The 24,955-nt window shown below is 32.0% G+C and carries 23 protein-coding genes and 1 tRNA gene; 13 read left to right on the forward strand and 11 right to left on the reverse strand.

Annotated features, from left to right (window positions below):
* Window positions 1-40 precede the first annotated feature (40 nt).
* The 3 genes from ACU4C5_RS04165 to ACU4C5_RS04175 all read right to left on the reverse strand — a co-directional run bounded on the left by ACU4C5_RS04165 (window position 41) and on the right by ACU4C5_RS04175 (window position 3,137).
* The gene (locus tag ACU4C5_RS04165; RefSeq protein ID WP_446845803.1) at window positions 41-670 is read right to left on the reverse strand and encodes a DUF6705 family protein; all 630 of its coding nucleotides are present in this window, start codon (window positions 668-670) and stop codon (window positions 41-43) included.
* 242 nt (window positions 671-912) lie between these two features.
* Window positions 913-1,521, reverse strand: a complete 609-nt coding sequence (locus ACU4C5_RS04170) for a DUF6705 family protein (RefSeq protein WP_446845804.1) — start codon at window positions 1,519-1,521, stop codon at window positions 913-915.
* Window positions 1,522-1,535: 14 nt separating this feature from the next.
* A complete protein-coding gene (locus ACU4C5_RS04175) occupies window positions 1,536-3,137 on the reverse strand; it encodes a hypothetical protein (RefSeq protein ID WP_446845805.1) in 1,602 nt (533 codons plus the stop codon).
* 126 nt (window positions 3,138-3,263) lie between these two features.
* On the opposite strand from ACU4C5_RS04175, the gene ACU4C5_RS04180 reads away from it, so the two are divergent.
* Window positions 3,264-3,491, forward strand: coding sequence for a helix-turn-helix domain-containing protein (locus tag ACU4C5_RS04180; protein ID WP_446845806.1), 228 nt, complete (start codon window positions 3,264-3,266; stop codon window positions 3,489-3,491).
* 66 nt (window positions 3,492-3,557) lie between these two features.
* On the opposite strand, the gene ACU4C5_RS04185 is transcribed toward ACU4C5_RS04180, so the two are convergent.
* The 3 genes from ACU4C5_RS04185 to ACU4C5_RS04195 all read right to left on the reverse strand — a co-directional run bounded on the left by ACU4C5_RS04185 (window position 3,558) and on the right by ACU4C5_RS04195 (window position 7,969).
* Window positions 3,558-5,354, reverse strand: a complete 1,797-nt coding sequence (locus ACU4C5_RS04185; protein ID WP_446845807.1) for a ribonucleoside-diphosphate reductase subunit alpha — start codon at window positions 5,352-5,354, stop codon at window positions 3,558-3,560.
* Between the two features lies 1 nt (window position 5,355).
* Window positions 5,356-6,630: a ribonucleotide-diphosphate reductase subunit beta gene (locus ACU4C5_RS04190; RefSeq protein WP_446845808.1), complete on the reverse strand. Its 1,275-nt coding sequence runs from the start codon at window positions 6,628-6,630 to the stop codon at window positions 5,356-5,358.
* Window positions 6,631-7,399: 769 nt separating this feature from the next.
* On the reverse strand, window positions 7,400-7,969 hold the full coding sequence (locus tag ACU4C5_RS04195) for a DUF3109 family protein (protein WP_446845809.1): 570 nt from the start codon (window positions 7,967-7,969) through the stop codon (window positions 7,400-7,402).
* A 129-nt stretch (window positions 7,970-8,098) separates the two neighbouring features.
* Here ACU4C5_RS04195 and ACU4C5_RS04200 point away from each other — a divergent pair, with 129 nt between their 5' ends.
* Genes ACU4C5_RS04200 through ACU4C5_RS04210 form a run of 3 tightly spaced genes read left to right on the forward strand, consistent with a single transcriptional unit; the run spans window position 8,099 to window position 9,504 of the window.
* On the forward strand, window positions 8,099-8,686 hold the full coding sequence (locus ACU4C5_RS04200) for a MarC family protein (RefSeq protein WP_446846422.1): 588 nt from the start codon (window positions 8,099-8,101) through the stop codon (window positions 8,684-8,686).
* 11 nt (window positions 8,687-8,697) lie between these two features.
* Entirely contained in the window at window positions 8,698-8,898 is a 201-nt protein-coding gene (locus ACU4C5_RS04205; RefSeq protein WP_446845810.1) for a hypothetical protein, read from the forward strand.
* 3 nt (window positions 8,899-8,901) lie between these two features.
* Window positions 8,902-9,504 (forward strand): FAD-dependent oxidoreductase, encoded by a 603-nt coding sequence (locus ACU4C5_RS04210; protein ID WP_446846423.1) that lies wholly within the window; start codon window positions 8,902-8,904, stop codon window positions 9,502-9,504.
* 10 nt (window positions 9,505-9,514) lie between these two features.
* Here ACU4C5_RS04210 and ACU4C5_RS04215 read toward each other — a convergent pair whose 3' ends face one another.
* The 3 genes from ACU4C5_RS04215 to ACU4C5_RS04225 all read right to left on the reverse strand — a co-directional run bounded on the left by ACU4C5_RS04215 (window position 9,515) and on the right by ACU4C5_RS04225 (window position 12,355).
* Window positions 9,515-11,119: a S41 family peptidase gene (locus ACU4C5_RS04215; RefSeq protein WP_446845811.1), complete on the reverse strand. Its 1,605-nt coding sequence runs from the start codon at window positions 11,117-11,119 to the stop codon at window positions 9,515-9,517.
* Window positions 11,119-11,550 carry a deoxycytidylate deaminase gene (locus ACU4C5_RS04220; protein WP_446845812.1) on the reverse strand — a complete coding sequence of 144 codons (432 nt, stop codon included), beginning with the start codon at window positions 11,548-11,550 and terminating at the stop codon, window positions 11,119-11,121. The genes ACU4C5_RS04215 and ACU4C5_RS04220 overlap by 1 nt, the downstream gene beginning before the upstream one ends.
* Before the next feature lie 214 nt (window positions 11,551-11,764).
* A complete protein-coding gene (locus ACU4C5_RS04225; RefSeq protein WP_446845813.1) occupies window positions 11,765-12,355 on the reverse strand; it encodes a HupE/UreJ family protein in 591 nt (196 codons plus the stop codon).
* A 123-nt stretch (window positions 12,356-12,478) separates the two neighbouring features.
* On the opposite strand from ACU4C5_RS04225, the gene ACU4C5_RS04230 reads away from it, so the two are divergent.
* Window positions 12,479-13,741 (forward strand): Y-family DNA polymerase, encoded by a 1,263-nt coding sequence (locus ACU4C5_RS04230; RefSeq protein ID WP_446845814.1) that lies wholly within the window; start codon window positions 12,479-12,481, stop codon window positions 13,739-13,741.
* Window positions 13,732-14,181: a LexA family protein gene (locus tag ACU4C5_RS04235; protein WP_446845815.1), complete on the forward strand. Its 450-nt coding sequence runs from the start codon at window positions 13,732-13,734 to the stop codon at window positions 14,179-14,181. The genes ACU4C5_RS04230 and ACU4C5_RS04235 overlap by 10 nt, the downstream gene beginning before the upstream one ends.
* A gap of 62 nt (window positions 14,182-14,243) precedes the next feature.
* On the opposite strand, the gene ACU4C5_RS04240 is transcribed toward ACU4C5_RS04235, so the two are convergent.
* Window positions 14,244-15,623 carry a sugar porter family MFS transporter gene (locus tag ACU4C5_RS04240; protein ID WP_446845816.1) on the reverse strand — a complete coding sequence of 460 codons (1,380 nt, stop codon included), beginning with the start codon at window positions 15,621-15,623 and terminating at the stop codon, window positions 14,244-14,246.
* Window positions 15,624-15,823: 200 nt separating this feature from the next.
* Window positions 15,824-15,903 (reverse strand) — tRNA-Leu (locus tag ACU4C5_RS04245).
* Window positions 15,904-16,047: 144 nt separating this feature from the next.
* Here ACU4C5_RS04245 and ACU4C5_RS04250 point away from each other — a divergent pair.
* The 7 genes from ACU4C5_RS04250 (at window position 16,048) to serS (ending at window position 24,910) form a co-directional block, all read left to right on the forward strand.
* Complete coding sequence (locus tag ACU4C5_RS04250; RefSeq protein WP_446846424.1) at window positions 16,048-16,989, forward strand: ribose-phosphate pyrophosphokinase; 942 nt, start codon at window positions 16,048-16,050, stop codon at window positions 16,987-16,989.
* A gap of 74 nt (window positions 16,990-17,063) precedes the next feature.
* Window positions 17,064-17,657 carry a 50S ribosomal protein L25/general stress protein Ctc gene (locus ACU4C5_RS04255; protein ID WP_446845817.1) on the forward strand — a complete coding sequence of 198 codons (594 nt, stop codon included), beginning with the start codon at window positions 17,064-17,066 and terminating at the stop codon, window positions 17,655-17,657.
* 107 nt (window positions 17,658-17,764) lie between these two features.
* Window positions 17,765-18,331, forward strand: a complete 567-nt coding sequence (gene pth, locus ACU4C5_RS04260; RefSeq protein WP_446845818.1) for an aminoacyl-tRNA hydrolase — start codon at window positions 17,765-17,767, stop codon at window positions 18,329-18,331.
* 103 nt (window positions 18,332-18,434) lie between these two features.
* Window positions 18,435-21,218: a M43 family zinc metalloprotease gene (locus ACU4C5_RS04265; RefSeq protein WP_446845819.1), complete on the forward strand. Its 2,784-nt coding sequence runs from the start codon at window positions 18,435-18,437 to the stop codon at window positions 21,216-21,218.
* Window positions 21,219-21,322: 104 nt separating this feature from the next.
* A complete protein-coding gene (locus tag ACU4C5_RS04270; protein ID WP_446845820.1) occupies window positions 21,323-22,255 on the forward strand; it encodes a bifunctional riboflavin kinase/FAD synthetase in 933 nt (310 codons plus the stop codon).
* Window positions 22,248-23,561, forward strand: coding sequence for an HTTM domain-containing protein (locus tag ACU4C5_RS04275; protein WP_446845821.1), 1,314 nt, complete (start codon window positions 22,248-22,250; stop codon window positions 23,559-23,561). Before ACU4C5_RS04270 ends, ACU4C5_RS04275 begins: the two co-directional genes overlap by 8 nt.
* Window positions 23,562-23,641: 80 nt before the next feature.
* A complete protein-coding gene (gene serS, locus ACU4C5_RS04280) occupies window positions 23,642-24,910 on the forward strand; it encodes a serine--tRNA ligase (RefSeq protein WP_446845822.1) in 1,269 nt (422 codons plus the stop codon).
* Window positions 24,911-24,955 lie beyond the last annotated feature (45 nt).

Raw genomic sequence — 24,955 nt, forward strand, 5'->3', positions numbered from 1 at the left:
ACAAAAGCTTGTATTGGGGTTTTAAGGTTTTGTATAAATTTTATTCCTGCTTCATAAACTTAATATTATCTAGTTGGTAAGGCAAGGTTGGTACTGTTAACTCCTCTCCCGGCGCTAATGTAATCATACCTCCATCACTCCATAACATCGCATTTAAGTATTCTTGTCCTGTAAAACTGTTAATGCGCTTATACAATTTTAAGGCGTACATAGAATCGCCTGTAAGATCCTCTAGGGCTAAATTTACACTTACCTCTCCATCTACACAATCATCAACAGAATAATAACGACAATCGTTAGATATAAAATATCCATAAATATGATGGTTTTCCCCTAAATCTTGGTCTATATTGGCTAATGTATTTATTTGCTCTACACCATCTTTAACATATTGGTACTCGCCAACTAATAAATCTACGTAATACTCGCCATCAAAATACATCGTTTTTTTATATAAAACTATTTTTATAAATGTTTCACCATTAAGTGACTGTGTTTCGGGTGTGTACACCCAAGTTCCTATAAAGGGATCTAAATCGTTATTTAAGTCTTTATAATAAGCATTAGCTTGTCCATCACTCCAATCATCTAAAGCATAAATTGGGCTTTGAGCATTAGTGTTATATGATACACTAAAAAAGATAATAAATAGGTATATAATATGTTTCATAATAGTTACTCGTTATAGAAAATAGTTCTCGACTACGCTCGAACAGACAACTACATTAACCGTCTCCTTGAGCGGAGTCGAAAGGTGTATGGAGTTCTCCACTCCGCTCGAATAGATAAACCTCTACTACTCTCGTATTGTACAATTTACACTTTTTTTCATAAACATGTATTACAATACCTTGGAAATAAAAAACCCCAATACAAAAGCTTGTATTGGGGTTTTAAGGTTTTGTATAAATTTTACTCTTGTTTTATAAATACAATATCATCTAACTGCCATGGTAAGGTAGGATCTGGTGTTGTTTCTTCTGGAACACCAGGGCTTACATACTGGAAGTTAATATTTGCTTTTATAGCTTCCTCGCCATTTATAATGCGTTTATGCAACATAAAATCTGCAAAGTGAGGAGTAATCGCATCTACAATAGAAGCATTCAATCTTACCTCGCCTTCTACGCAGTCATCTACAGGTAAGTAATAGCAACTCGTCATAAAAGAACTCCCCTCAATCTCATGATCAAAATCTGTAATATTTGGGTCGTTTAAATTAGCTAAAGTATTTATAAGCTCAACTCCATTTTTAAAATATTGATATTCGCCAATTATTAAATCTTGATATATACGACCATCATAAGACATTGTTTTTTTTATTAACGTCATTTTTAAAGATGTTGAATCTGTTGTGTACAACCATGAGCCTTCAAATGCATCTAAATCGTTATCAATATCTTTATAATAGGCTCCTATTTGCTCTTCTCCATTCCAACTCTTTAATGGTAATATTGGGCTTTGGGCGTTACAATTTGCATAAGCAAAGAGTAGCACTACTAGTATTTGTAAATTTTTCATAATTTTTTATTTTTTTAATTACAATCTTCTCTATTAACAATGTCATTTCCACTATCATCTTCTGCAACTTTTAATTTTCTCCATCTATTAAAATTGGCAGTTGCTGGTACATAAACATCAACACCATAACTTTCAAATTTTTCTAAAAATGTTTTTTCGATATTACTATCTTCCTTATAAGCATCCTGCAGCTTTTTTTCCAACCTTCTCCTCTTCTTTTTTAACGTATTCCCTCTAGTTGTATTTAAATCGTTTTCAATAGCCTGATTAAGCGCGTAAAAATCGTTAATTTTTAACGCGTATACCTCTTCATTATGCCCAACCATCATTAAAAATACATCATTTCTAAAATCTTCTGTTATATTTTCATATAAATTTCTTAAACCTCTTAAATCACTCCAACTAAACATATTATATGTTTCTTTAGGATGTGAATGTAAAACTCCAATATTTCTTGTACCCAAAGAAATATTAGATTCATTTTTTGACGAACCTAAACGAAAGCCTTGCTCTTCTGGTTTAATAACTTCTTCTCCGTAATTTATATTTTTCTCTATACTAATACTCCACTCATTTTCTGCATTTTTAGCTCTAAATTTAAGAGTCGTAATTATTGGTTTAATGTTAAGACTTAAAGGATCGGTATTACTTAATTTCCCTAAAGTTTCACAAGGTGTTTCAACTTCAATATCTGGAAATGTAACAACTGTTAAAGCCCCGCCAATAGTTGTAGATGGTGCTTGAGGGTTATTTGGGTTATCTGGTGCAGGATTAGTAGAAATAGTACTTTCTGAATTATCATCACGTATCCCACCTCCCGGATTACCAACTAAACCATAATCACCGTTTCCTGTTGGAACAGGAGATGTGTCTACTGGATTAAAATCACTAATAAACCCTGAACCTTGACTTTCACAACCAACAGTAATAGATATTTCATATGCGAATCCTGTTGGTGGTGTTTCACAAATACATTGTTCTCCATTTAGAATATCTAATGATGAATGAAAATTTTCACAACACATTTCATACCTAACATCAAAACCAAAACAATCATCATCTACAGACCTTGATAAAATATTTGTAGAAATTGTGTCATCTTCAATTAATTGATAAGTAACTTTATTTGCTAAATCAACTATTTCATTATTTTGTATCTTTTCTCGTTCTAAATCTGTTAAGTCATAACTTATTAAAACCACTTTATAGCTCCCATCTTCCTGTAAACTTAATAATAAATTTTCAACCAAGCCATTATCTTCATCTCTAGTAACAGCAAATGTGTAAGAATTGTAATTACCATTTTCTATATAACTAGCTTTATCTGTATCTACATAAAATTGATAATTGGAGTTGTACACTACTCTTGCAGATGAAGTATTATCAATAGTGTTGGGCTGTAAGTTTAATGCTCCGTTATTTAATTGTGTTGCTATTTTGGGATTATTAAAAATTTCAGCATTATAAATAGTTCTAACGTTAATACCACGTTCTTGTTGTTCTTGACTAATTTCGGTAGTTTCAAAATCATCATCTTTTACACAACTTGTTACAATTGCCGAAATTCCAAAAAGTAGAATCCCTAATTTTAAGTAATTTTTAAATTTTTGTTTCATAAAATATATAATTGGTTAATAAATTAAAAACAATGTATTTAGGGCTACTTGTTAAATATAAGTAAAAAATTATAAAGTTGAAATATATTATAACTTTTTTGGTTTAAATTTTATGATTATCGCAATGTGCTTGACGATAAACATAAAGAAAAACTGTTACTTAAAACCTTGGGTGAAAAGATTAAATCTGTGAGGTTAGAAAAGGGGTTGCGTCAAAACGAAATTGCATACAGATGTCACTTTGACAAAAGTAGTTACAACAATATTGAGTCGGGAAAAAGAAATATTACTATAATTACTTTATATAAAATTTCTTATGCTTTAAATGTTCCTATTGAAACTTTTTTTATTTAAAAATTAAGACAATAAAAAACCACCTCTTTCGAGGTGGTTTTTAAATAACTTATATGTAATTACTAATTAGCCTTCGCAACTAGCACATTCTTTCTTTTGTTTAAATTTTTGTGCGGCATTCATACTGTGTTGGTAGTACAGAGATTTTACACCTAATTTCCAAGCGGTAACATATAGTTTGTTAATCTCTTTAACTGGCATATCTGGATGCACCATAATGTTTAAAGATTGTCCTTGGTCAATATGGTTTTGTCTGTTTGCTGCTTGGTAAATGATACTCATTTGGTCAATTTCAGAATAGGTTTTAAACACCTCTTTTTCGTGCTCTGTAAGTCCTTCTAAATGTTGTACCGATCCGTCATAATCACGGATACTTTTCCAAATATCAATTGTATTCATTCCTTTTTCGATTAAAAGAGCTTCTAAAAACGGATTTTTAATAGTTGTTTTAATCTTTGCAATATCTTTTACATAACTGTTAGACCAAATTGGCTCAATACCTTGAGAAACTTGTCCTAAAATAAATGCCGATGATGTTGTTGGTGCCACAGCATTTAAAGTAGTATTACGTCTTCCGTAACCTTTTAACACTTCTGGTTCACCAAATAACTTAGCTAATTCTACTGAAGCCGCTTGAGATTTATCGTTAATAGTTTTAAATATTTCACTATTCAAACTAAAAGCTTCTGCACTATCAAAGGCTAACATTTTTGATTGTAATAACGAGTGCCATCCTAAAGCTCCTAATCCTAAAGCTCTATTGTCTTTAGCAAAGTTGTATGCTTTTTCCATGAAAAGGAAGGTTTGGCGATCATCTCTATTCTCTGAATCTCTGTATACTTCTAATTTTGTAATAAACTCTTCTAAAACAGCATCTAAAAAGTACACCATGGTTTCAACAGCATCTGTATCTTTCCATTTATCGTAGTGTAATAAGTTTATAGATGATAATACACATACAAACGACCATTTATCGTTAGTTGGCAACATGATTTCTGTACACAAGTTACTTGCATAAATTTCATGATTCTTATCTTTATAAACGTCTGGAGCGTTATTGTTTGCATTGTCTCTAAAGAAAATATAAGGATATCCTATTTCCCCTCTACGTTGTAATACTTTAGCCCAAATTGCTCTTTTATCTGCATCACCATCAATCATTTCTTGCATCCATTGGTCACCAACAGTTACACCATGAGTAAGTTCTTGAATTGGGTTTCCTTCGGTACCAATTTCTAAAAACTCATTAATATCGGTATGATCTATTGGTAAGTAAGGAGAAAAACGACCTCTTCTTACTGAACCTTGACTTACAACATCTACCATTTTTTCAAACAGTTGCATAATATGTACTGCACCCGAAGATTCTCCGTTATTTTTAACAGGAGCTCCTCTGTGACGTAATTTCCCGAAGTAACCAGAAGTACCACCTCCTAATTTAGACATCATTCCTACCTCAGACTGCGTGTATAAAATATCACCCATGTCGTCATCAATATGAGACCCAAAACAACTAATAGGTAAGCCACGTTTTTTACCAAAGTTAGACCATACTGGAGATGCTAAAGAGTAATACCCTTCGGCCATGTACCCATAAAACTTATCTGCAAAACCGTCCATTTTTAAAATATCTTCGGCGCGTTCTGCAATTTCTCTAATACGTTCTTCCGGTGTTGTATCTCCGGTTAAATATCCTGAAGATAAAAACTTACGACTGTTTTCTGTTAACCATTTTATTTCTGGTTCTTGCTTTGCAGTCTCTTTTCTAGCTTCGTTTCTAGCGTTAATTAATTCGTTATAGTTTGAAGTTTCTACTTCTTTATTAACGTTTGCTTCTGTGGTGTCTTTTGTGTGGTGGCTCATATTAAAATAGGTCGTCGCTAGTTATACTTTTTGTTCTTTTGCTATAGTTTATAGATCTTTTCACGAAGAAATCTCCATGTTTTGTTCCTATAATTTCGTCATCAAACCATTCCGTTTGTACGAGTAGTGTTTGGTTTACTTCAAAAACTTTTTCAATCCCAATGCTTTCTAATGAATTATTAAAACGGTTTTTAATAAACTCATTTATCACATCTTTTGGTAAGAAATCTAATTCTCCGGCTTCAAAAATCCAATCTATAATTTCAGATTCTGTTGCAAAAGCTTCTTTACACATATTTTGTACTGAAGTGGCATGTGCTGCATCAAACCAAGTTGGGTTTTCTTCTTTGATAATTTTTATAATATCAATTCCAAAATCACCGTGAATTTGTTCTTCTTTTGAAGTTGCCTCAACAACATTAGATACACCTTTAAGCATATTTTTATGTTTGTTGAAAGCCATTATAATTAAAAATTGAGAAAATAAAGACACGTGTTCTATAAATAGAGAGAATAATAAAATAGACTCTGCGTATTCTTTATTGTTTTCGCTTTTAGAATTTTTTAAAGCCGTTTCCAGATAATCTACGCGACGCATAATTACTGGTTTTTTCTTTATATTTTTAAACTCGTTGTTAAGTCCTAATATTTCTAACAGGTGAGAATATGCATCTTGATGACGTACTTCACTTTCAGCAAAAGTTGCGCCTACCGAACCAATTTCTGGTTTTGGCATTTTGTTATAAATTTCACCCCAAAAACTTTTTACGGCTACTTCAATTTGAGAAATAGCAAGCATAGTATTTTTGATAGCATTTTGCTCAACAACAGTTAATCTTGTTTTGAAATCTTGAATATCACTTGTAAAGTTAAATTCTGAATGGATCCAATATGAATGTCTTATCGCATCAACATAATCATTAAGCGCTGGATATTCGTAAGGCTTAAGATTGATACGTTTTTCAAAAATATTTGTTTTTCTATTTCTAGCTTGTTCGTTTCTGTATAAAATATAGGCTTTTGCAACATCGTGAAATGCGCTTTCCATTAATTTCTCTTCAACAAGATCTTGAACCTGTTCTACATTTGGTACGTACTTATAGTCTTTTGCTTTTCTGTCTAATAACGTTTGTAAAACATTTACAGAAATTTTATTGGCATCTTCTTTGGTCCCATTACCTACAGAAAGCATTGCTTTTTCGATGGCGTGAGATATTTTACTTAAAACAAAAGGGCTTGTTTCGTAGTCTCTTTTTATAATTTCTGTAATCTCCATAATCTTCTTGAATAAATATCTAGTTAATAATTTGAAGTAGTTGTAGGCTTCAAATTTTTAATAATTCTGTAAAACGTAATATATTTTCCTTTTATCTGGAATAAAAAGCGGCATCATTCTTTAAAAAACGCAGTGTTTACTATTGAAAAAAACACCGGAAATCTATCATGATTTTTGCCGATAGCAAAGATTGACATTTGTACTTTAAAAAGAAAGTTTTTATTACAAATATTGTCAACAAAGTTTTTAACAATTTGATTTTAACAAAAAACACAAAGCTTTGTTAAAAAATATTTTAAGAGACTTAAAAACAGTTAATTATCTGTTTTATGAATAATATCAAAAAGCAAGAAAAACTCAACAAAATAGGCACTCACAAGCGATACTGACTAGTGTTAATCCGAATCAAATTTTATTAAAATAAAAATGAAAAATATCGCTAAAAATCAATATTTTTTTTGCACTATAATTAATTAATTTTATTAAAACTAATTTTTAAAAAGAAGTATTTTATTTTTTTTGATCTAAAAAGCATCAAAAACAAAAAACACATAAACTCACCTCAGCCTTCATGTAAAACAACGCTGAAAATAGATAAAAAATATAAATTATTGTAAATTAATTGCAAGAAAAGGATTTCTAAAATATGTATGTCAGAGTTTCCTGTGTCCTTATAATTATACAAGTGCATTTTTTACAACAAAACAATTCTTGCAAACGCAAAATTATAGTTTGTTGTAAATATTAAAATAAAAAAAGGGGGCTATAATTATCGATCTCTTTTTTCGGCAACTTTTTCAAGTTCCATATACCAATCTTCACCAAACTTTCTAATTAAAGCTTGCTTCACAAATTTATAAACGGGTACTTGTAATTCTTTTCCAAGCGTACAAGCGTCGTCACAAATTTGCCATTTATGATAATTTACTGCCGAAAACTCTGTGTAATCACTAACTCTTACTGGGTATAAGTGACAAGATACTGGTTTTTTCCAATCTACTTCACCTTGGTTATGAGCTTCCTCAATAGCACAAAGCGCTGTGTTTTTTTCATCAAAAATCACGTAAGCACAATCTGCACCATTAATTAATGGTGTTTCTAATTCGCCATCTTCAGTAGTTACAAAAGCACCTTGCGCTTCAATAGCTGCAATACCTTCTGGTCTTAAAAATGGTTTAACTTTAGGATATATGTCTTTTAATATTTTAGCTTCATCTTCGTCTAACGGAGCTCCCGCGTCGCCATCAATGCAACACGCGCCCTTACAAGCCGAAAGATTACACAAAAAATCTTTATCTATAATATCCTCTGAAACTATGGTTTTTCCTAATTGAAACATTTTGCAAAGATATGTTTTATTCTCTCATATTTTATATCTGATCAAAAACTTTAGCATTTTTTCGTAGGTTTATATATAATTGTCGATTTTTGCAAAAAAATTTAGATACTATAAAAAATGGCTTTCGATATCCAACTAAACTTTAAAGAAATATTCACCGCGTTTATGGTATTATTCGCTGTAATAGACATCATTGGAAGTATTCCAATCATTATAGACCTACGTCAAAAAGCAGGTCATATTCAAAGTGAAAAAGCATCTATCATAGCAGGTATTATTATGATTTTATTTCTTTTCTTAGGAAAATCTATATTATCAGTAATAGGTGTTGACGTGAACTCTTTTGCAGTAGCTGGTTCATTTATCTTGTTTTTTATTGCTTTAGAAATGATTTTAGGAATCACCTTATATAAAGAAGACGAAACTACAGCAATGACCGCCTCGGTATTTCCGTTAGCTTTTCCATTAATTGCTGGACCAGGAAGTTTAACAACCTTATTATCATTACGTGCAGAATATAGAATAGAAAACATTATTGTTGCCGTAATCATGAACGTGCTAATTATATTTATTGTCTTAAAAACCTCAGCACGTATTGAGCGTTTTATTGGACAAAACGGAATTAATATTATCCGTAAAATATTTGGTGTGATATTATTAGCTATTTCTGTAAAACTTTTTGCACACAACATTAAAACTTTATTTGAAATCGTATAAAACCATAAATTATGAAAATTTTCAGTATTTTAGTTACTATAATTGCTATAGGATTAATTAGTTTTAACATTGGTCAGATAGATCTTAACGCACCTTTTCAAGGTGAAAGTGTTGTTGCTTTAATTACTATTTTTACGTCACTTTGTGCAGTATTATTAGTACACATATTAAGAATATCAAAACGTATTGAACAAAAACACAAAACTAAATAAATGATATATGATGCTTTAATTATAGGTGGAGGTGCTTCAGGGTTATCATGCGCGCTTGTTTTAGGTTCTGCCAAACACAAAGCGTATGCTAGTACAAAAAGTATTGCAATTATTACGCACCAAAAAGCATCACATTTACAAAATGCTGTTTTTAATAACGCACTAGGATTAGCTCCGGGAACTACTGGAGCTTCTATTTTAGAAGACGGAAAAACACAACTTTCTACTTTATACCCACATGTAGAACAAATTGATAACGAGAAAGTCTCTCAAATATCAAAAACTGAAGCGGGTTTTAAAATTACCACCAATAAAGGAATTTACATCTCTAAAATTGTAATTATAGCTGTTGGATACACCAATTTATTAACTATTGAAGGTTTAGAAAAACATATTGCGCCTCACCCAAGAGCTGCGGAAGCCAAAAACCGTATTTGCTTACAGAATAATGATCACCTTATTGAAAACGGACTTTATGTTGCTGGTACTTTAGCTGGATGGCGTAGTCAATTTGCTATTGCTGCAGGAAGTGGCGCACAAGTAGCGACAGATATCTTAACACTTTGGAATGATAACAACCAAAGTCACGTACACGATAAGATTTAAAAAACAAGACTTACTCTAACTCTACAACGGCTTCACTTATTTCAATAACAGTGTTTACCATATCATCTTTCTCATTTATAATTTGCTCATAAGTATTTCCGCCATACAATTGATCCCCTAAACCTGCTTTAATAAGTTGTTTCATCACGCCATGATAAGCCGCAAAAGTAATTTTAGTACGTTCTCTAAGATTAAGATAATCTTCAAATCTCACCACAACCTCATCACCTACTTTATAAGTTGCAATAAAATTAGTTTTAGTCATATCTGCAAACAAACTTCTATTCGCGTCAAGCTCTTCAAAAGCAAAATTATTAAGATACCCCATACGTTTAATATAATTTAGGGTTTCGTTTTGAACACTTGTATCTAACGGTACAAATACATCCGGAATAATACCGCCGCCACCATATACAACTTTCCCTTTAGGGGTTGTAAATTTTAAAGAATCGGCGACTTTAATATGATCAGATTCGGTAAGTTCGCCACTACTTAATCGTTTATGATACTCATCATAATATTCTTTTTTATGACCTTTATCATACGGACGCTGTATAGACCTACCTGTTGGCGTATAATATCTAGAAACTGTCAATCGTATAGCACTTCCATCGCCTAATGCCATTTCGCGTTGCACTAATCCTTTTCCATACGAACGTCTCCCAACAATAGTCCCTTTATCATTGTCTTGTAATGCTCCGGCTACAATTTCGCTTGCAGATGCTGAATTTTCGTTAATTAGAATATAAATTTCACCATTTTCAAAACTCCCTCTACTGGTAGCATAGCTTTCCTCAATAGTTCCTTTTTTATTTTTAGTGAATAAAATAAGTTTCTCCTTCTCTAAAAACTCGTCAACTATTTCTTCGGCAACAGCCAAAAAGCCTCCTGGATTATCTCTTAAATCTAAAACTAATTGTGTGGCACCTTGATTTTGAAGTTTATCAAGCGCTGTTTTAAATTCATTATAAGTAGATTCTGCAAAACGGTTAATTTTTATGTACCCTAATTTTTCGGTAAGCATATACGCAGCATCTACACTTTCAATAGGAATACTACCTCGTTTCACACTAAAACTTAATAAGCTATCTTCTCCTCTTCTATAAATTTTAAGATGAATTTTGCTATTCTTTTCCCCTTTAAGTTTTTTTATAATTGCTTCGTTAGTCCATTCTTTTCCAAAGATAGAATCGCCATCAGCAATTACAATACGATCACCACCTTTAATTCCTGCTATTTCACTAGGACCGCCTTTAGTTGGCCTAATAACTGCTACGGTATCATTATAGGTATAAAAACTAATCCCTACACCTACAAAATCACCTTGCATGTTTTCGGTAACTTGCTGCATTTCGCTTTTTGGAATGTAAATAGAATGCGGATCGAGATTATCTAAAATCCCATTTACCGTAACATCAACAATGCTATCTGTATCTACATTATCTACATATTCGTAGTCAATATAATCTATAAGTCGGTTGAGTTTGTCTTTTTTACTATTTGCTGTAAAAAGACGATCGGAAGTATCTGAGAAATTTAATTTTTCGCCAATAAAAATACCTGCTGCAAGTGCAACACCTACAAGAAGTGGTATGTATTTTTTTTGAAAACGCATTAGGCAATAACGTCGTCTATAAATTGAATATCAATCCCTGCTTTTTCTAAAAATTTTAAACCAGAATCATCTTTATAACCTTCATGATATACTACTCTTACAATTCCTGCTTGATGAATTAATTTACTACATTCTTTACATGGTGATAAGGTAATATATAAGGTAGCACCTTTACAAGATTGCGTAGATGCGGCAACTTTTAAGATAGCATTAGCCTCTGCATGGAGCACATACCAATTGGTATATCCTTCTTCGTCTTCACAATAATTCTCAAAACCTGTTGGCGTACCATTATAACCATCCGAAATAATCATTCTATCTTTTACAATAAGCGCGCCTACTTGTTTTCGCTTACAATGAGAGAGTTTTCCCCACTCTTTTGCTATGCGTAAATAAGCTTTATCGTATCGTAGTTGTTTATTATCAGGCATTATAATCTGTATTATTAATTGGTGTTATACATGCTAAAATATTACAGCACTACATATAACGGTATTTTTTAGTTTGTATTTTATATCGTAAAGATTGCAATACAAAATAACGGTGGTAATGATTATCAAAGATACAGATTATTACTAATCCTTTTGAATATTCATCACCGTGACTGCGTTAAAGTTTTATCAAAATTACTGTTGAAATTATTTTTTAAGAGAAAACACCTAAACGAATTAACATAGGAATAAGTACCCCTATAACTACTGCCGAAATCACCATTACCCAATCACGTTTAGAAAACCTAAATATAGTTTGACATAAAAACCCTAGAAAAATCACTATAAAACCAACAATAATTTGACCTATTTGAATTCCTAAAGAGATTTCCAGTAGTGATAAAAATTTATTATCTGTACTTTTTATAGTCGATTCAAAAATTCCAACATAGCCTAATCCATGAATTAGCCCTAAAAATAATGTTGCAAAAAATAAGATACCTACTTTTTCGTTTTGTGCTTTTTTACCAGCTGTAAACACATTATATAATGCAACAATAAAAATGGTTACAGGAATTAAAAACGCTGTTACTTTACTATTTACATTTATAATATTATAGGTTGCCAACGCTAAAGACACCGTATGCCCTAAGGTAAATATTGTGATTAAAAACAAGATTCGTTTCCAGTCTTTAAATAAGTAAGGCACCGATAAAACGATTAAGAATAATATGTGATCATAAGCTTTTATATTTAGCACATGATACATTCCATATTGTAGATTTATCAAAAATTCGTCAAGCATAATTAGTATTTCTATTGGGTAAATTCAAAGTTACAATTAATAAACATGACACAAAATTAAATTTAACACAATGACACTTCCAAAAACGTTAAATATTCATCTTTTTTAAGCTAATTTCGCAGCATGTTTGCACTTGTAGATTGTAATAATTTTTACGCCTCTTGCGAACGCGTTTTTCAGCCACAACTCAACAATAAACCTGTTGCTATTTTATCAAATAATGATGGTTGTGTAATTGCGCGTAGTGATGAAGCCAAAGCATTGGGTTTACCCATGGGTGCGCCGGCATTTAAATATGATGCTTTTTTTAAAGCCAATAATATTAACGTATTTTCTTCTAATTATCCACTATACGGTGATATGAGTAGCAGAGTGATGTCTATTTTATCTCAGTTTAGTCCGGATATAGAAGTGTATAGTATTGACGAAGCTTTTTTAGAATTTAAAGGTTTTGAAGCTTATGATTTTAAGGTTTACGGAAAAGAGATGCGAGATCGCATTTATAAATGGACCGGAATTCCAACATCTGTAGGAATTGCTCCAACAAAAGCACTTGCAAAAGCCGCTAATAAAGTGGCTAGAAAATTTCCGAAGAAAACCAATCATGTACATATTATAGATTCCGAAGAAAAAAGAATTAAAACTTTAAAATGGTTAAAAATTGAAGACGTTTGGGGTATTGGTCGCCGTTTACAAAGACGTTTGAAAGCTAAAAATTGTAATACCGCTTATGATTTTACACAACTTTCTGATGATTGGGTAAAAAAAGAATTTTCTATTACCGAATGGCGCCTAAAAAAAGAACTAGAAGGAATTTCAAAATTACCCTTAGACTATAGAGAGCCTAAACAATCTATAGCAACTACAAGGAGTTTTGAGTACACCTATTCAGATGTTGATAATATTAAAGAACGCATCTCAACATTTGCTACAAGTTGTGCCGAAAAATTACGTAAACAACACTCAAGTTGCCACGCTATTATTGTATTATTAAGTAGCGATAGTCATAAAACAGAAGCATCTCAACATCGCGTAAGTAAGATGATTCCTATACCTTACCCAACGGACTCGTCATTAATTATAAGTAATTATGCGGTAAAAGCTGTATCTTCCATGTTTAAAACTGGTATAAAATATAAACGAGCGGGTGTTATTGTAACAGGATTAGTTCCTACAAGCAATCATCAGCTTAATTTATTTCAGTATGAAAATCCAAAACACAAACCATTAATGCAGGTGATTGACAAGCTTAATGAAAAATACGAAACTTATAAAATAAAATTAGGCAATCAAGATTTAAAACGCACCTGGAAAATGCGTCAAGAACACTTATCGCCACGATACACAACAAATATTAACGAAATACTCACTGTAAAATGTCAATAAAATTCTTAACCCCAAAAAATGCTTTAGAATTCTTTACGCCCGATGCGGATGATCCTTTAGAGATTATGTTAGCACATACAGGAATTTCGGCAGGTTTTCCTTCTCCAGCAGATGACTTTAAAGAGTCTAAAATTAGTTTAGATAAAACTTTAGTTAGAAATAAAGAAGCTACATTTTATGCTAAAGTAAGCGGGCAATCAATGATTGGTGCAGGTTTGGATGACGGAGATTTATTGGTAGTTGATAAAAGTTTAAACCCAGAGCACGATAAAATTGCAGTTTGTTTTATAGATGGCGAATTTACAGTAAAACGTTTAAGTGTTTCTAAAGAAGGCGTGTGTTTGCTTCCTGAAAATCCTGCTTACGATCCTATTCCGGTTACTGAAGACAATAACTTCCAAATCTGGGGAATTGTTACTCATGTTATTAAACGATTATAATAGACAAAAAAAAAGCTTCAAAATTAATTGAAGCTTTTTTTTATTTAAAAATTACTTAAATATTATTTCCAAAAAGACTCAATCTCTTCAAGAGATTTCCCTTTTGTTTCAGGAATAAATTTATAGGTAACAAATACGATAATTAATATAAACGCAATAAAAATAAAGTAAGGCAAAGAGCCATTCCATGGTGCACTAATGTTTGTTTCACTTCCCATAACAACAGGAAAAGATTGTGATACAACATAATTTGCTGCCCATTGTGCCGCTACGGCTACAGACATCGCTACACTTCTTATTTTATTTGGAAACATTTCTGATAATAAAACCCAAACCACAGGCCCCATAGATAATGCAAATGAAGCAATAAAAATAAGTACTCCTATTAAAGAAACCATACCTACACTTTCTTGTTGTAAACTAACACCTAAAAGCAAGAACCCAACAACCATTCCTATAGAACCAATATACAATAGAGGTTTTCTTCCAAATTTATCTACAGTAAACATAGCGACAAATGTAAATACTAAGTTTACAAATGCTAACAGTATTTGTTGAGCTAATACATCTTCTTTACCAAAACCTAATGCTTTTTCAAAAATATCTGCACCATAATATAATACAGCATTAATACCTGTAAATTGTTGAAGCATCGAAAGTACTGTACCAATTGCAATAATTACAAAAATTGCTTTAGAAAAATAACTCACCTTTATACCGTCATTATCTTCGTTTAAAGATTTTTTAATAAGGTTTATCTCTTTTAAAGCATCTTTTTCATCTTCATTTATTTTTTTTAACACCATTAATGCTTCATCATCATTTCCTCTTAAAGCCAACCATCTTGGACTTTTAGGAACAAAGAATAATAATATTAGAAATAAAAGACTTGGTATTAGCTCCGACCAAAACATTTGACGCCATCCAAAAGCAATATTCTCTTCAACCGTTAAATCTTTTCCTATATAATACGTCGCTAGAAACACCACAAAAAAGCCAATTACAATAGCTAATTGATAATAAGTAACCATTCTACCCCTAATATTTGACGGTGCAATTTCTGCAATATACATTGGCGCATTCATTGATGCTACACCAATCCCTAAACCTCCTAGTATCCTAAAAAACACCAACATACTTACTGTTTGCGGGAATAATTCTGGCAAACCGGATCCATAAGCAGACAAAGAGAAAAATATAGCTGAAATGATTAGAGACCATTTTCTTCCTATTTTAATACTTAATGGTCCTGCTATGATAGCTCCAATAAAACACCCCAAAAGAGCACTACCAACAACCCAACCTTTTAATGCATCACTTAAGTCAAAATATTCTGTAAGGTAAAATTGTGCTCCATTAATTACACCTGTATCATATCCAAATAGTAATCCTCCTAAAGCAGAAACAGCTGCAATAAGGACTAAGTATGTTTTTTTGCTCATTTTATTATTATAATTTTAATTAGGAGGCTTAAAAATAAAACAAATTAACCAATAAACACCTCTAGTAAACCAAGCAAATTATTAAACAACTGATAACCAAATAAATTTATAGAGAAAATCCTCTAACATGAAGGGGGGTATAAAAACTAGGCATAAAAAAACCTCAACTATTACACATTTAATAGTCGAGGTTTTATTTGTACTCAAGGCGGGAATCGAACCCGCACTCCGAAGAATTGGATTTTGAATCCAACGTGTCTACCAATTCCACCACTTGAGCTTAGCAGATTGCAAAATTATAAAATATTTCAGTAGAAACAATTAAAATAGTAGCTTTTATGCTTTTTTCACGCCAAATAAATCCCTAAATTTGCAACTTATTACAGAAAATCGTTTTAACTCATTACAAAACAACCTATTAACAATGCCTAATTTAAATACAGAAGCTAAAATTTTTGCATGTACTCAAAGTACCGCTCTTGCTGAAAAAATCGCTACTCATTTTGGCGTAAAACTAGGAAACGTTATCACTTCAACTTACAGTGATGGTGAGTTTCAACCGTCTTACGAAGAGTCTATCCGTGGAACACGTACATTTATTATAGGTTCAACAAACCCAGGTCCAGAAAATTTAATGGAGATGTTATTAATGTTAGATGCCGCAAAGCGTGCTTCTGCGAGACATATAACTGCCGTTTTACCTTATTTTGGATGGGCAAGACAAGACCGTAAAGACAAGCCTAGAGTCCCAATTGCAGCAAAATTAGTAGCTAAAATGCTAGAAGCTGCAGGAGCAACTCGTATAATAACCATGGATTTACACGCAGATCAAATTCAAGGATTTTTTGAAAAACCTGTTGATCATTTATTTGCTTCAACAATATTTCTTCCTTACTTAAAGTCTTTAAATTTAGATAACCTTACTATTGCATCTCCAGATATGGGAGGTTCAAAAAGAGCTTATGCTTACTCTAAGGCCTTAAAAAGTGATGTAGTAATTTGCTACAAACAACGCGCTAAAGCTAATGTGATTTCTCACATGGAACTTATTGGTGATGTTACAGGAAAAAATGTAGTACTTGTAGATGATATGGTTGATACTGCAGGAACATTAACTAAAGCTGCCGATTTAATGATGGAGCGTGGCGCACTTAGTGTAAGAGCTATTTGTACACACCCAATATTATCTGGTGAAGCTTACGAAAAACTTGAAAATTCTAAATTAGAAGAATTAATTGTAACAGATTCTATTCCTTTAAAACAAGAAAGTAAAAAGATAAAAGTTTTAAGTTGCGCTGAACTCTTTTCGGAAGTAATGCAAAATGTACATTATAACAAATCGATTAGTTCGAAATTTGTAATGTAATCTCATTAACGGGTTTATATAAGATCCCAATAATGATTAAAAAATAATATTAATAACAATTATATATTTAAACAATGAAGTCAATAACAATTAACGGATCTCAAAGAGAAAGCGTAGGTAAAAAAGCAACAAAAGCCTTACGTAATGCTGGTCAGGTTCCTTGCGTATTATACGGAGGAGACAAACCAGTTCACTTTACAACAGCTGAGTTAGCATTCTCTAAACTAGTATACACGCCTAATGCGCATACAGTTGTGATTGCTCTAGAAAACGGAACTACTTATAATGCAATTATGCAAGATATCCAGTTTCACCCAGTAACAGATAGAATTTTACACGTAGATTTCTACCAGTTATTTGAAGATAAAGAAATTACTATGGAAATTCCTGTACACGTTATCGGAACATCTAAAGGTGTTTTAAACGGTGGTGTATTAAGAAAGAATTTACGTAAAGTAAAAGTAAAAGCAATTCCTGCAAATCTTCCTGATTTTGTAGAAGCTGATATTACACCTTTAAAAATTGGTGCAAAATTATACATTACTACTTTAGAAAACGAAGCTTACACATTCTTACACCCAGACAACACTGTTGTTTGTCAAGTAAGACGTTCTAGAAACAGTGTAGTTTCTGATGATGATGAAGAAACTGCAGAAGCAGAAGCATAAAACTCATAAACTTTAGTTTATACCAAAAGCATCCTGATAAATCGGGATGCTTTTTTTATTTTTACACACTAAAACAATTCCTTTTAAACTTACAGCATCTTATTTTTATGAAAAAATTCCTTATTGTTGGACTCGGAAATCTAGGAAGCGAATATGCCAATACACGACATAATATTGGCTTTAAAGCTTTAGATTATCTAGCAGAAAAAGAAGATTTAAAATTTGAAACACAAAAACTAGGTGATTTGTGTACCTACAAATTTAAAGGGCGCACCTTTATATTACTAAAGCCAAACACTTACATGAATTTAAGTGGAAAAGCAGTATTATATTGGCTTACAAAAGAAAAAATCCCCTTAGAAAACTTATTGGTAATTACCGATGATTTAAACTTACCATTTGGAAGTTTAAGAATAAAAACCAAAGGGAGCGATGGTGGACATAACGGACTAAAAGACATTCAATTAAAATTAGGAACCACAAAATATAATCGCTTTAGATTTGGAATTAGTGATGCTTTTACATCTGGAAGACAAGTAGATTATGTTTTAGGCGAATGGACTTCGGAAGAAAATGATAAACTCTCAGAACGTTTAGAAAAATCTTATCAAATAATCAAGTCTTTTGGTACTGCTGGTATAAATAACACAATGAATTCATTCAATGGTAAATAAAATTTAACATACGATAGTGTGATTTTTAACAAAAAACCTTATGCTTTTTTTGTACATTTAAGCCCTATATTTCCCTAAAATAAGAAATTTTACAAAAAAAAACATGAAAAAAATTACATTAAAGTACTTGTTAATGTCTTTTTTATGCTTGCCATTAACTGTTTTATCACAAAACAGAGTGCCAGTAACTAAAGCAAACGTTAGCAACTTAAACATCAGCAAAAGCAAGAATTCTCAACAAAATTCAGATGAATTTGCCAGATGTACAACCGTTGAAAACGAAGAAGCATTACAAACTAAATTTCCAAAAAGAGCAACAAATAAAGAATTTGAAAACTGGTTAGCTTCTAAAATAGCAGCAAATAAAACTAGTTCATCTCAAAGAAGTGTTACCGCAGTCAAAACAGTTCCTATCATCTTTCATATTATTACTGATGGATCTGGTGCTGATAATGTATCTCAAACATTAATTAACGCACAAATAAGTCAATTAAATATAGATTTCGGAAACTTAGCAGGAAGTTCTTATAGTGTTGCTGCAGATACCGAATTACAATTTTGTGCAGCTGTAGTTGACCCTAATGGGAATGACTTAGCTGAACCAGGTATTAATAGAATTACCACATATGGAGATGATCAAAGATTTGATACTTACATAAACAGTACAATAAAACCAAACACCCAATGGGATCCAACAAGGTATATGAATGTATGGGTGTTAGCCGATATACAAAATGCATCTGTAGGATCTTTATTAGGTTATGCACAATTTCCTAGTACTTCTGGATTATCAGGATTAAATGCTAACGGTGGTGCAGCCAATACAGATGGTATTGCTATTATTGCATCTTCTGTAGGATCTACTGCAAACCCAAATCCAACAGGAGGGGTTTACGCAAGAGGAAGAACATTAACTCACGAAGCAGGTCACTTCTTTGGATTACGTCATATTTGGGGAGATGGAGATTGTAGTGCAGATGATTTCTGTGATGATACACCTAATGCTTCAGGAGAAACATCAGGATGTCCTTCAAACAAAGATACTTGTCCATCTTCAGCAGGAAATGACATGATTGAAAACTATATGGACTATAGTAATGATACCTGTTTAAATACATTTACTACAGATCAAAAAGCCAGAATTACAGCTGTAATGTCTAACTCTCCAAGAAGAATGAGTTTAGCAAATTCTGATGTATGTAACGCTTCTCCAATAGTTAAATTTGGATCTACATCACCTGGATCAGTAATTGAAGGTAGCGAATGTGCTTACCAAGATTTTATTGTTGATGTTACATTATCTAGCGCTAGTACTGCTGCTGTTACAGCAACTGTATCTACAACTGGTACTGCAACTATAGGTAAAGATTTTGATTTATTAAACAATATAGTGACTTTTGCTAACGGATCAACAACACCTAGTAACGCTGTAACGCTTAGAATTTATAATGATTCATTTATTGAACCAAACGAAACTATTATATTATCAATTGCTGTTACAACTACAGGAGATGCTGTAGCTTCAACAAATACTTATGAAGTATCAATAACTAACGATGAAACAGTACTTGGTCTTCCTTTTGGAGGAGGAGCAACAACTACAGATATTCTTTTTGAAGATTTTGAAGATGTTACTGGATGGTCTATTATTGATGCCGATGGAGACACTTTTACCTGGGGAATTTATAATTCTACAGGTTTTAATTTTGACACTACAACCCACCAGTATTCAGGAGTTATGGCTTTAAGTGAGTCTTATGATCTATTTACTGCTGCTACTGCTGGCAACGTTGGTGCATTAACTCCAGACAATTATTTAATTAGTCCTGAAATGACAATACCAAGTAATGCTACTGATGTTAATTTTTCTTATATAATTGGATCTATTGATAATGATACATATTACAAAGAACACTATTCTATATATTTCGCAACAGATATTACGTCTACAGCAACTATAATTGCTGGTACTGTTTTAGAAAACAATAGAGAAATTCCTGCTAACGGAACAGAATTAAGAACTCACAACGTACCTGCTTTAGCTGGAGCCACAGGCCATTTTGTTATAAGACATCATAATGTTACTGACGAATTAGGATTAGGTTTTGATACACTTACAATTACAAGCAGCTCTACTATTGGAGTACAAGAAGATGTAAATACAGCTGCTCCTGATAATGTTAACATTAATGATCAAGGTAATCTTTATGCATTAGACCCAACATCTGGAAACGTAATGTTATTAATTAGCAACACTGCTGCTTTTGATTATGGATGTACAGAAGTAACAGTATCAAGAAGTATAACTTCTGCTGGTTCTGCTGCAGTACAATTAAACGCAGCTAATGTAGAAAACTATGTTACAGCTAAAACTTTTGATATAACACCTACAAATACAGGAGCTGGTACAGCTAATGTAGAATTTTACTTTACAGAAGATGAATTATCTGCATGGGAAACTGCTACTGGAAATGATAGAGATGATATTTACGTTAAAAATGCAACAACAGGAGAAATTGTAGCAACAACAGTTGGAACATTCTTAACGGATGCAAAACTAATAGCTACAATAACTCAAGGTCTTGCAGGAACATATTATTTTGGTATTCAATCAACACTATTATCTGTAGATTCTTTTGAATTAGAAAACAGTATTTCTTTATACCCAAATCCAACATCTACTCAATTAACTATTAAATTAGGAGATGCTAACGATTTACCTGATACTTACGAAATTTACAATATGCTTGGTCAAATTATCAACAGAAAGTCAATTTCAAACAGTGCAGACTTAACAATTAACTCTTCTGCTTTAAGTAACGGAATGTATTTTATTAGAATTTCTAAAGAAAATACATCTACAACTTTACAGTTTATCAAAAGATAAAAAAGAAGCTTTTTTATAATACCAAAAAGAGGATTGAAAATTTCAATCCTCTTTTTTATTATCCGTATTTTAATGGTTATTTTTACAAAAAATATAATTGCCTTTTGAAACTGCACACATCTTTAAATTCTTACACAAAAGAACCTTCGGTAATTACAATAGGCACATTTGACGGTGTACATATTGGTCACCAAAAAATTATTAACCGACTTATAAAAGTTGGCAAAGAAAAAACACTAAAATCTTTAGTATTAACGTTTTTTCCACACCCCAGAATGGTTTTGCAAAGTGATACAAATATTAAACTTTTAAACACGATTACTGAGCGACAAAATATCTTATCGCAAACAGACCTTAACCATTTAATTACTCAAAAATTTACTACAGATTTTTCTAACCTTTCAGCATATGATTATGTTAAAAATATTCTGGTTGATCAACTAAACGCAAAACATATTATTATTGGTTACGACCATCATTTTGGAAAAAACCGAAGTGCAAACATTAATGATTTAAAAGCTTTTGGTAAAGAGTTTGGTTTTGAAGTTGAAGAAATTTCGGCACAAGACATTGAGGATGTTGCCGTAAGTTCAACAAAAATTAGAACCGCACTCAATAACGGAGAAATAGCGGTTGCAAATTCATACTTAGGTTACTCATACTACCTTACTGGAACAGTAGTGAAAGGAAAAGGCTTAGGTAAACAAATAGGTTATCCTACAGCTAATATTCATATTGAAGAAAATTATAAACTTATTCCTAAGAACGGTGTTTACATTGTAAAATCTACACTGCATAACTCCACTATTTATGGGATGATGAATATAGGAACTAACCCAACCGTTAATGGTACATCACAAACTATAGAGGTTAACTTTTTTGATGTTGATGAAAACTTATACGACAAAACATTAAAAATAGAACTTTTAAAACGACTAAGAGACGAGCATAAATTTAGTTCGGTTGATGCTTTAAAAACACAACTTAAAATTGATGCTCAAAATGCACATCAGTTTATAAACACATTAGATGCGTAATTTTTTATTCAAACATATTGATAATAGTGCCTTAATTGTTTTTAGAATGATTTTTGGCGCACTTATTTTTCTTGAAAGTGTAGGTGCTATTTTTACAGGATGGGTTACAAAAACCCTTGTAGAACCAAAATTCACCTTTACTTTTATAGGTTTTGAATGGCTACAACCTCTTCCCGGAAACGGCATGTACGTTTATTATGCAATTATGGGTCTTTTTGGACTTTTTGTAATGGTAGGCTACAAATACAAATGGAGTATGCTTGCGTTTACATTAATGTGGTCGGCAACTTATTTTATGCAAAAATCATCTTATAATAATCACTATTATCTATTGATGCTTTTAAGTGCTATTATGGTATTTCAGCCAGCAAACACAGACTACTCAGTAGATGCAAAACTAAACCCAGCTATAAAAAGTAGCTCAATGCCGCAATGGAGCAAATACGTATTTATCTTACAACTTTTTATTGTATACACGTTTGGATCTATCGCAAAACTATATCCAGATTGGTTAGATGGTACGGTGATACAATTAATGATGTCGGCAAAAAAACACTTCTTTTTAATTGGAGATTTCTTACAATATAAATGGGTACACCAAGGTATTATTTATGGTGGTATTTTATTTGATGGTTTAATTATCCCATTATTACTTTGGAAACGCACTCGTAAATTAGCTTTTTACGCAGCTATATTCTTTCATTTATTCAACTCGTTTGTATTTCATGTGGGGATTTTTCCATACTTATCTTTAGCGTTTTGTTTATTTTTCTTCGACCCTAAAATAATTCAACGTAAATTTTTAAAGAAAAAACCTTTATATACTGGATCTGAAATAAAAATACCAAAATTCAGTAATTTTTACATCGGGTTGTTTTCAATATATTTTATCTTTCAAATAGCATTACCGCTACGTCAACACGTTATTACAGATAATGTACTATGGACAGAAGAAGGCCACAGACTCTCATGGCGTATGATGTTGAGAACAAAAAGTGGTTTCTCAAGATTTAAAGTTGTAGATAAAGAAACTGGCGTAACAATTCCTATAAAGTTAGACGATTACCTTACCAAGAAACAACAACGAGGTATTGGATCTAAACCCGATTTTATCTGGCAATTTTCTCAACATTTAAAACAAGAATTTGCTAAAAAAGGGACTGCTATAAAAGTGTTTGTTAACTGCCGTATTAGTATAAATGGTAAGCCAAGACACCAACTCATTGACCCCAAAATAGACCTTGCAAATGTACCTTGGGATATTTTTAAACATAGCGAGTGGATTTTACCATCTAAACTCGACTAATTTTATAGCTAATTGTTTAAATTTGTCCTTTACACACCGAATTTTAAATACTCTAAAATTCGTAAACACATATAAAATATATGCTACAAGTACCTTTTATTAGAGACAACAAAGAAGATATCATCAATAGAATGGCAATTCGAAATATTGATGCTTCAGAAATGATTGAAAACGTAATTGCTTTAGACGAAGAACGCAAAAACGTACAAACAGAATTAGATAATATACTAGCAGAATCTAATAGTTTATCTAAAGAAATAGGAAACTTGTACAAATCCGGTAAAGCTGCAGAAGCAAACGGACTTAAAGAAAGAACAAGCCAGTTAAAAGAAGACTCAAAAGGACTTTCTGAAAAACTAGCAACAACTACAGACGCCTTAACTCAGTTACTATATAAAATTCCTAACGTACCTAATCCTATTGTTCCTAAAGGAAATTCGGATGAAGAAAACGAAGAAATTTATAGACATGGAGATATTCCTGTATTACACGATGAAGCCGTACCACATTGGGAATTAGCTAAAAAATACGATATCATTAATTTTGAATTAGGAAACAAAATTACAGGTGCAGGATTTCCAGTTTACAAAGGAAAAGGTGCCAGATTACAACGTGCATTAATTGCTTACTTTTTAGATAAAAACACAGCTGCAGGATACACAGAATATCAATTACCTCACTTGGTAAATGAAGCTTCAGGTTTTGGAACAGGACAATTACCAGACAAAGAAGGACAAATGTATCATGTAACTGGAGATAATTTATATTTAATTCCAACTGCCGAAGTACCAGCAACTAACTTATTTAGAGATGAATTAGTTAACGAAGCCGATTTGCCTATTGCAATTACAGGTTATACACCTTGCTTCAGAAGAGAAGCAGGAAGTTATGGTGCGCACGTAAGAGGACTAAATCGCTTACATCAATTTGATAAAGTTGAAATATTAAGAGTTGAACATCCTGATCGTTCTTATGAAGCTTTAGACGAAATGGTAAGTCACATAAAAACTATTTTAGAAGACTTAAAATTACCATACCGTATTTTACGCTTATGTGGTGGAGATTTAGGATTTACATCTGCAATTACTTACGATTTTGAAGTGTTTTCAACAGCACAAGATCGTTGGTTAGAAATTTCATCTGTATCTAATTTTGAAACGTTTCAAGCCAACCGCTTAAAATTACGCTTTAAAAATGCCGATGGAAAAAATCAATTATGTCACACACTTAACGGGAGTTCTTTAGCATTACCAAGAGTACTTGCTGGAATTTTAGAAAACTACCAAACTGCAGACGGTATTGAAATTCCTGAAGCATTAATTCCTTACACAGGATTCTCTAAAATCTAATTTAAAAGAAAGAAAAAACTTACAATAATCGATAAAACGCTATAA

Source organism: Lacinutrix undariae (genome assembly GCF_052934785.1).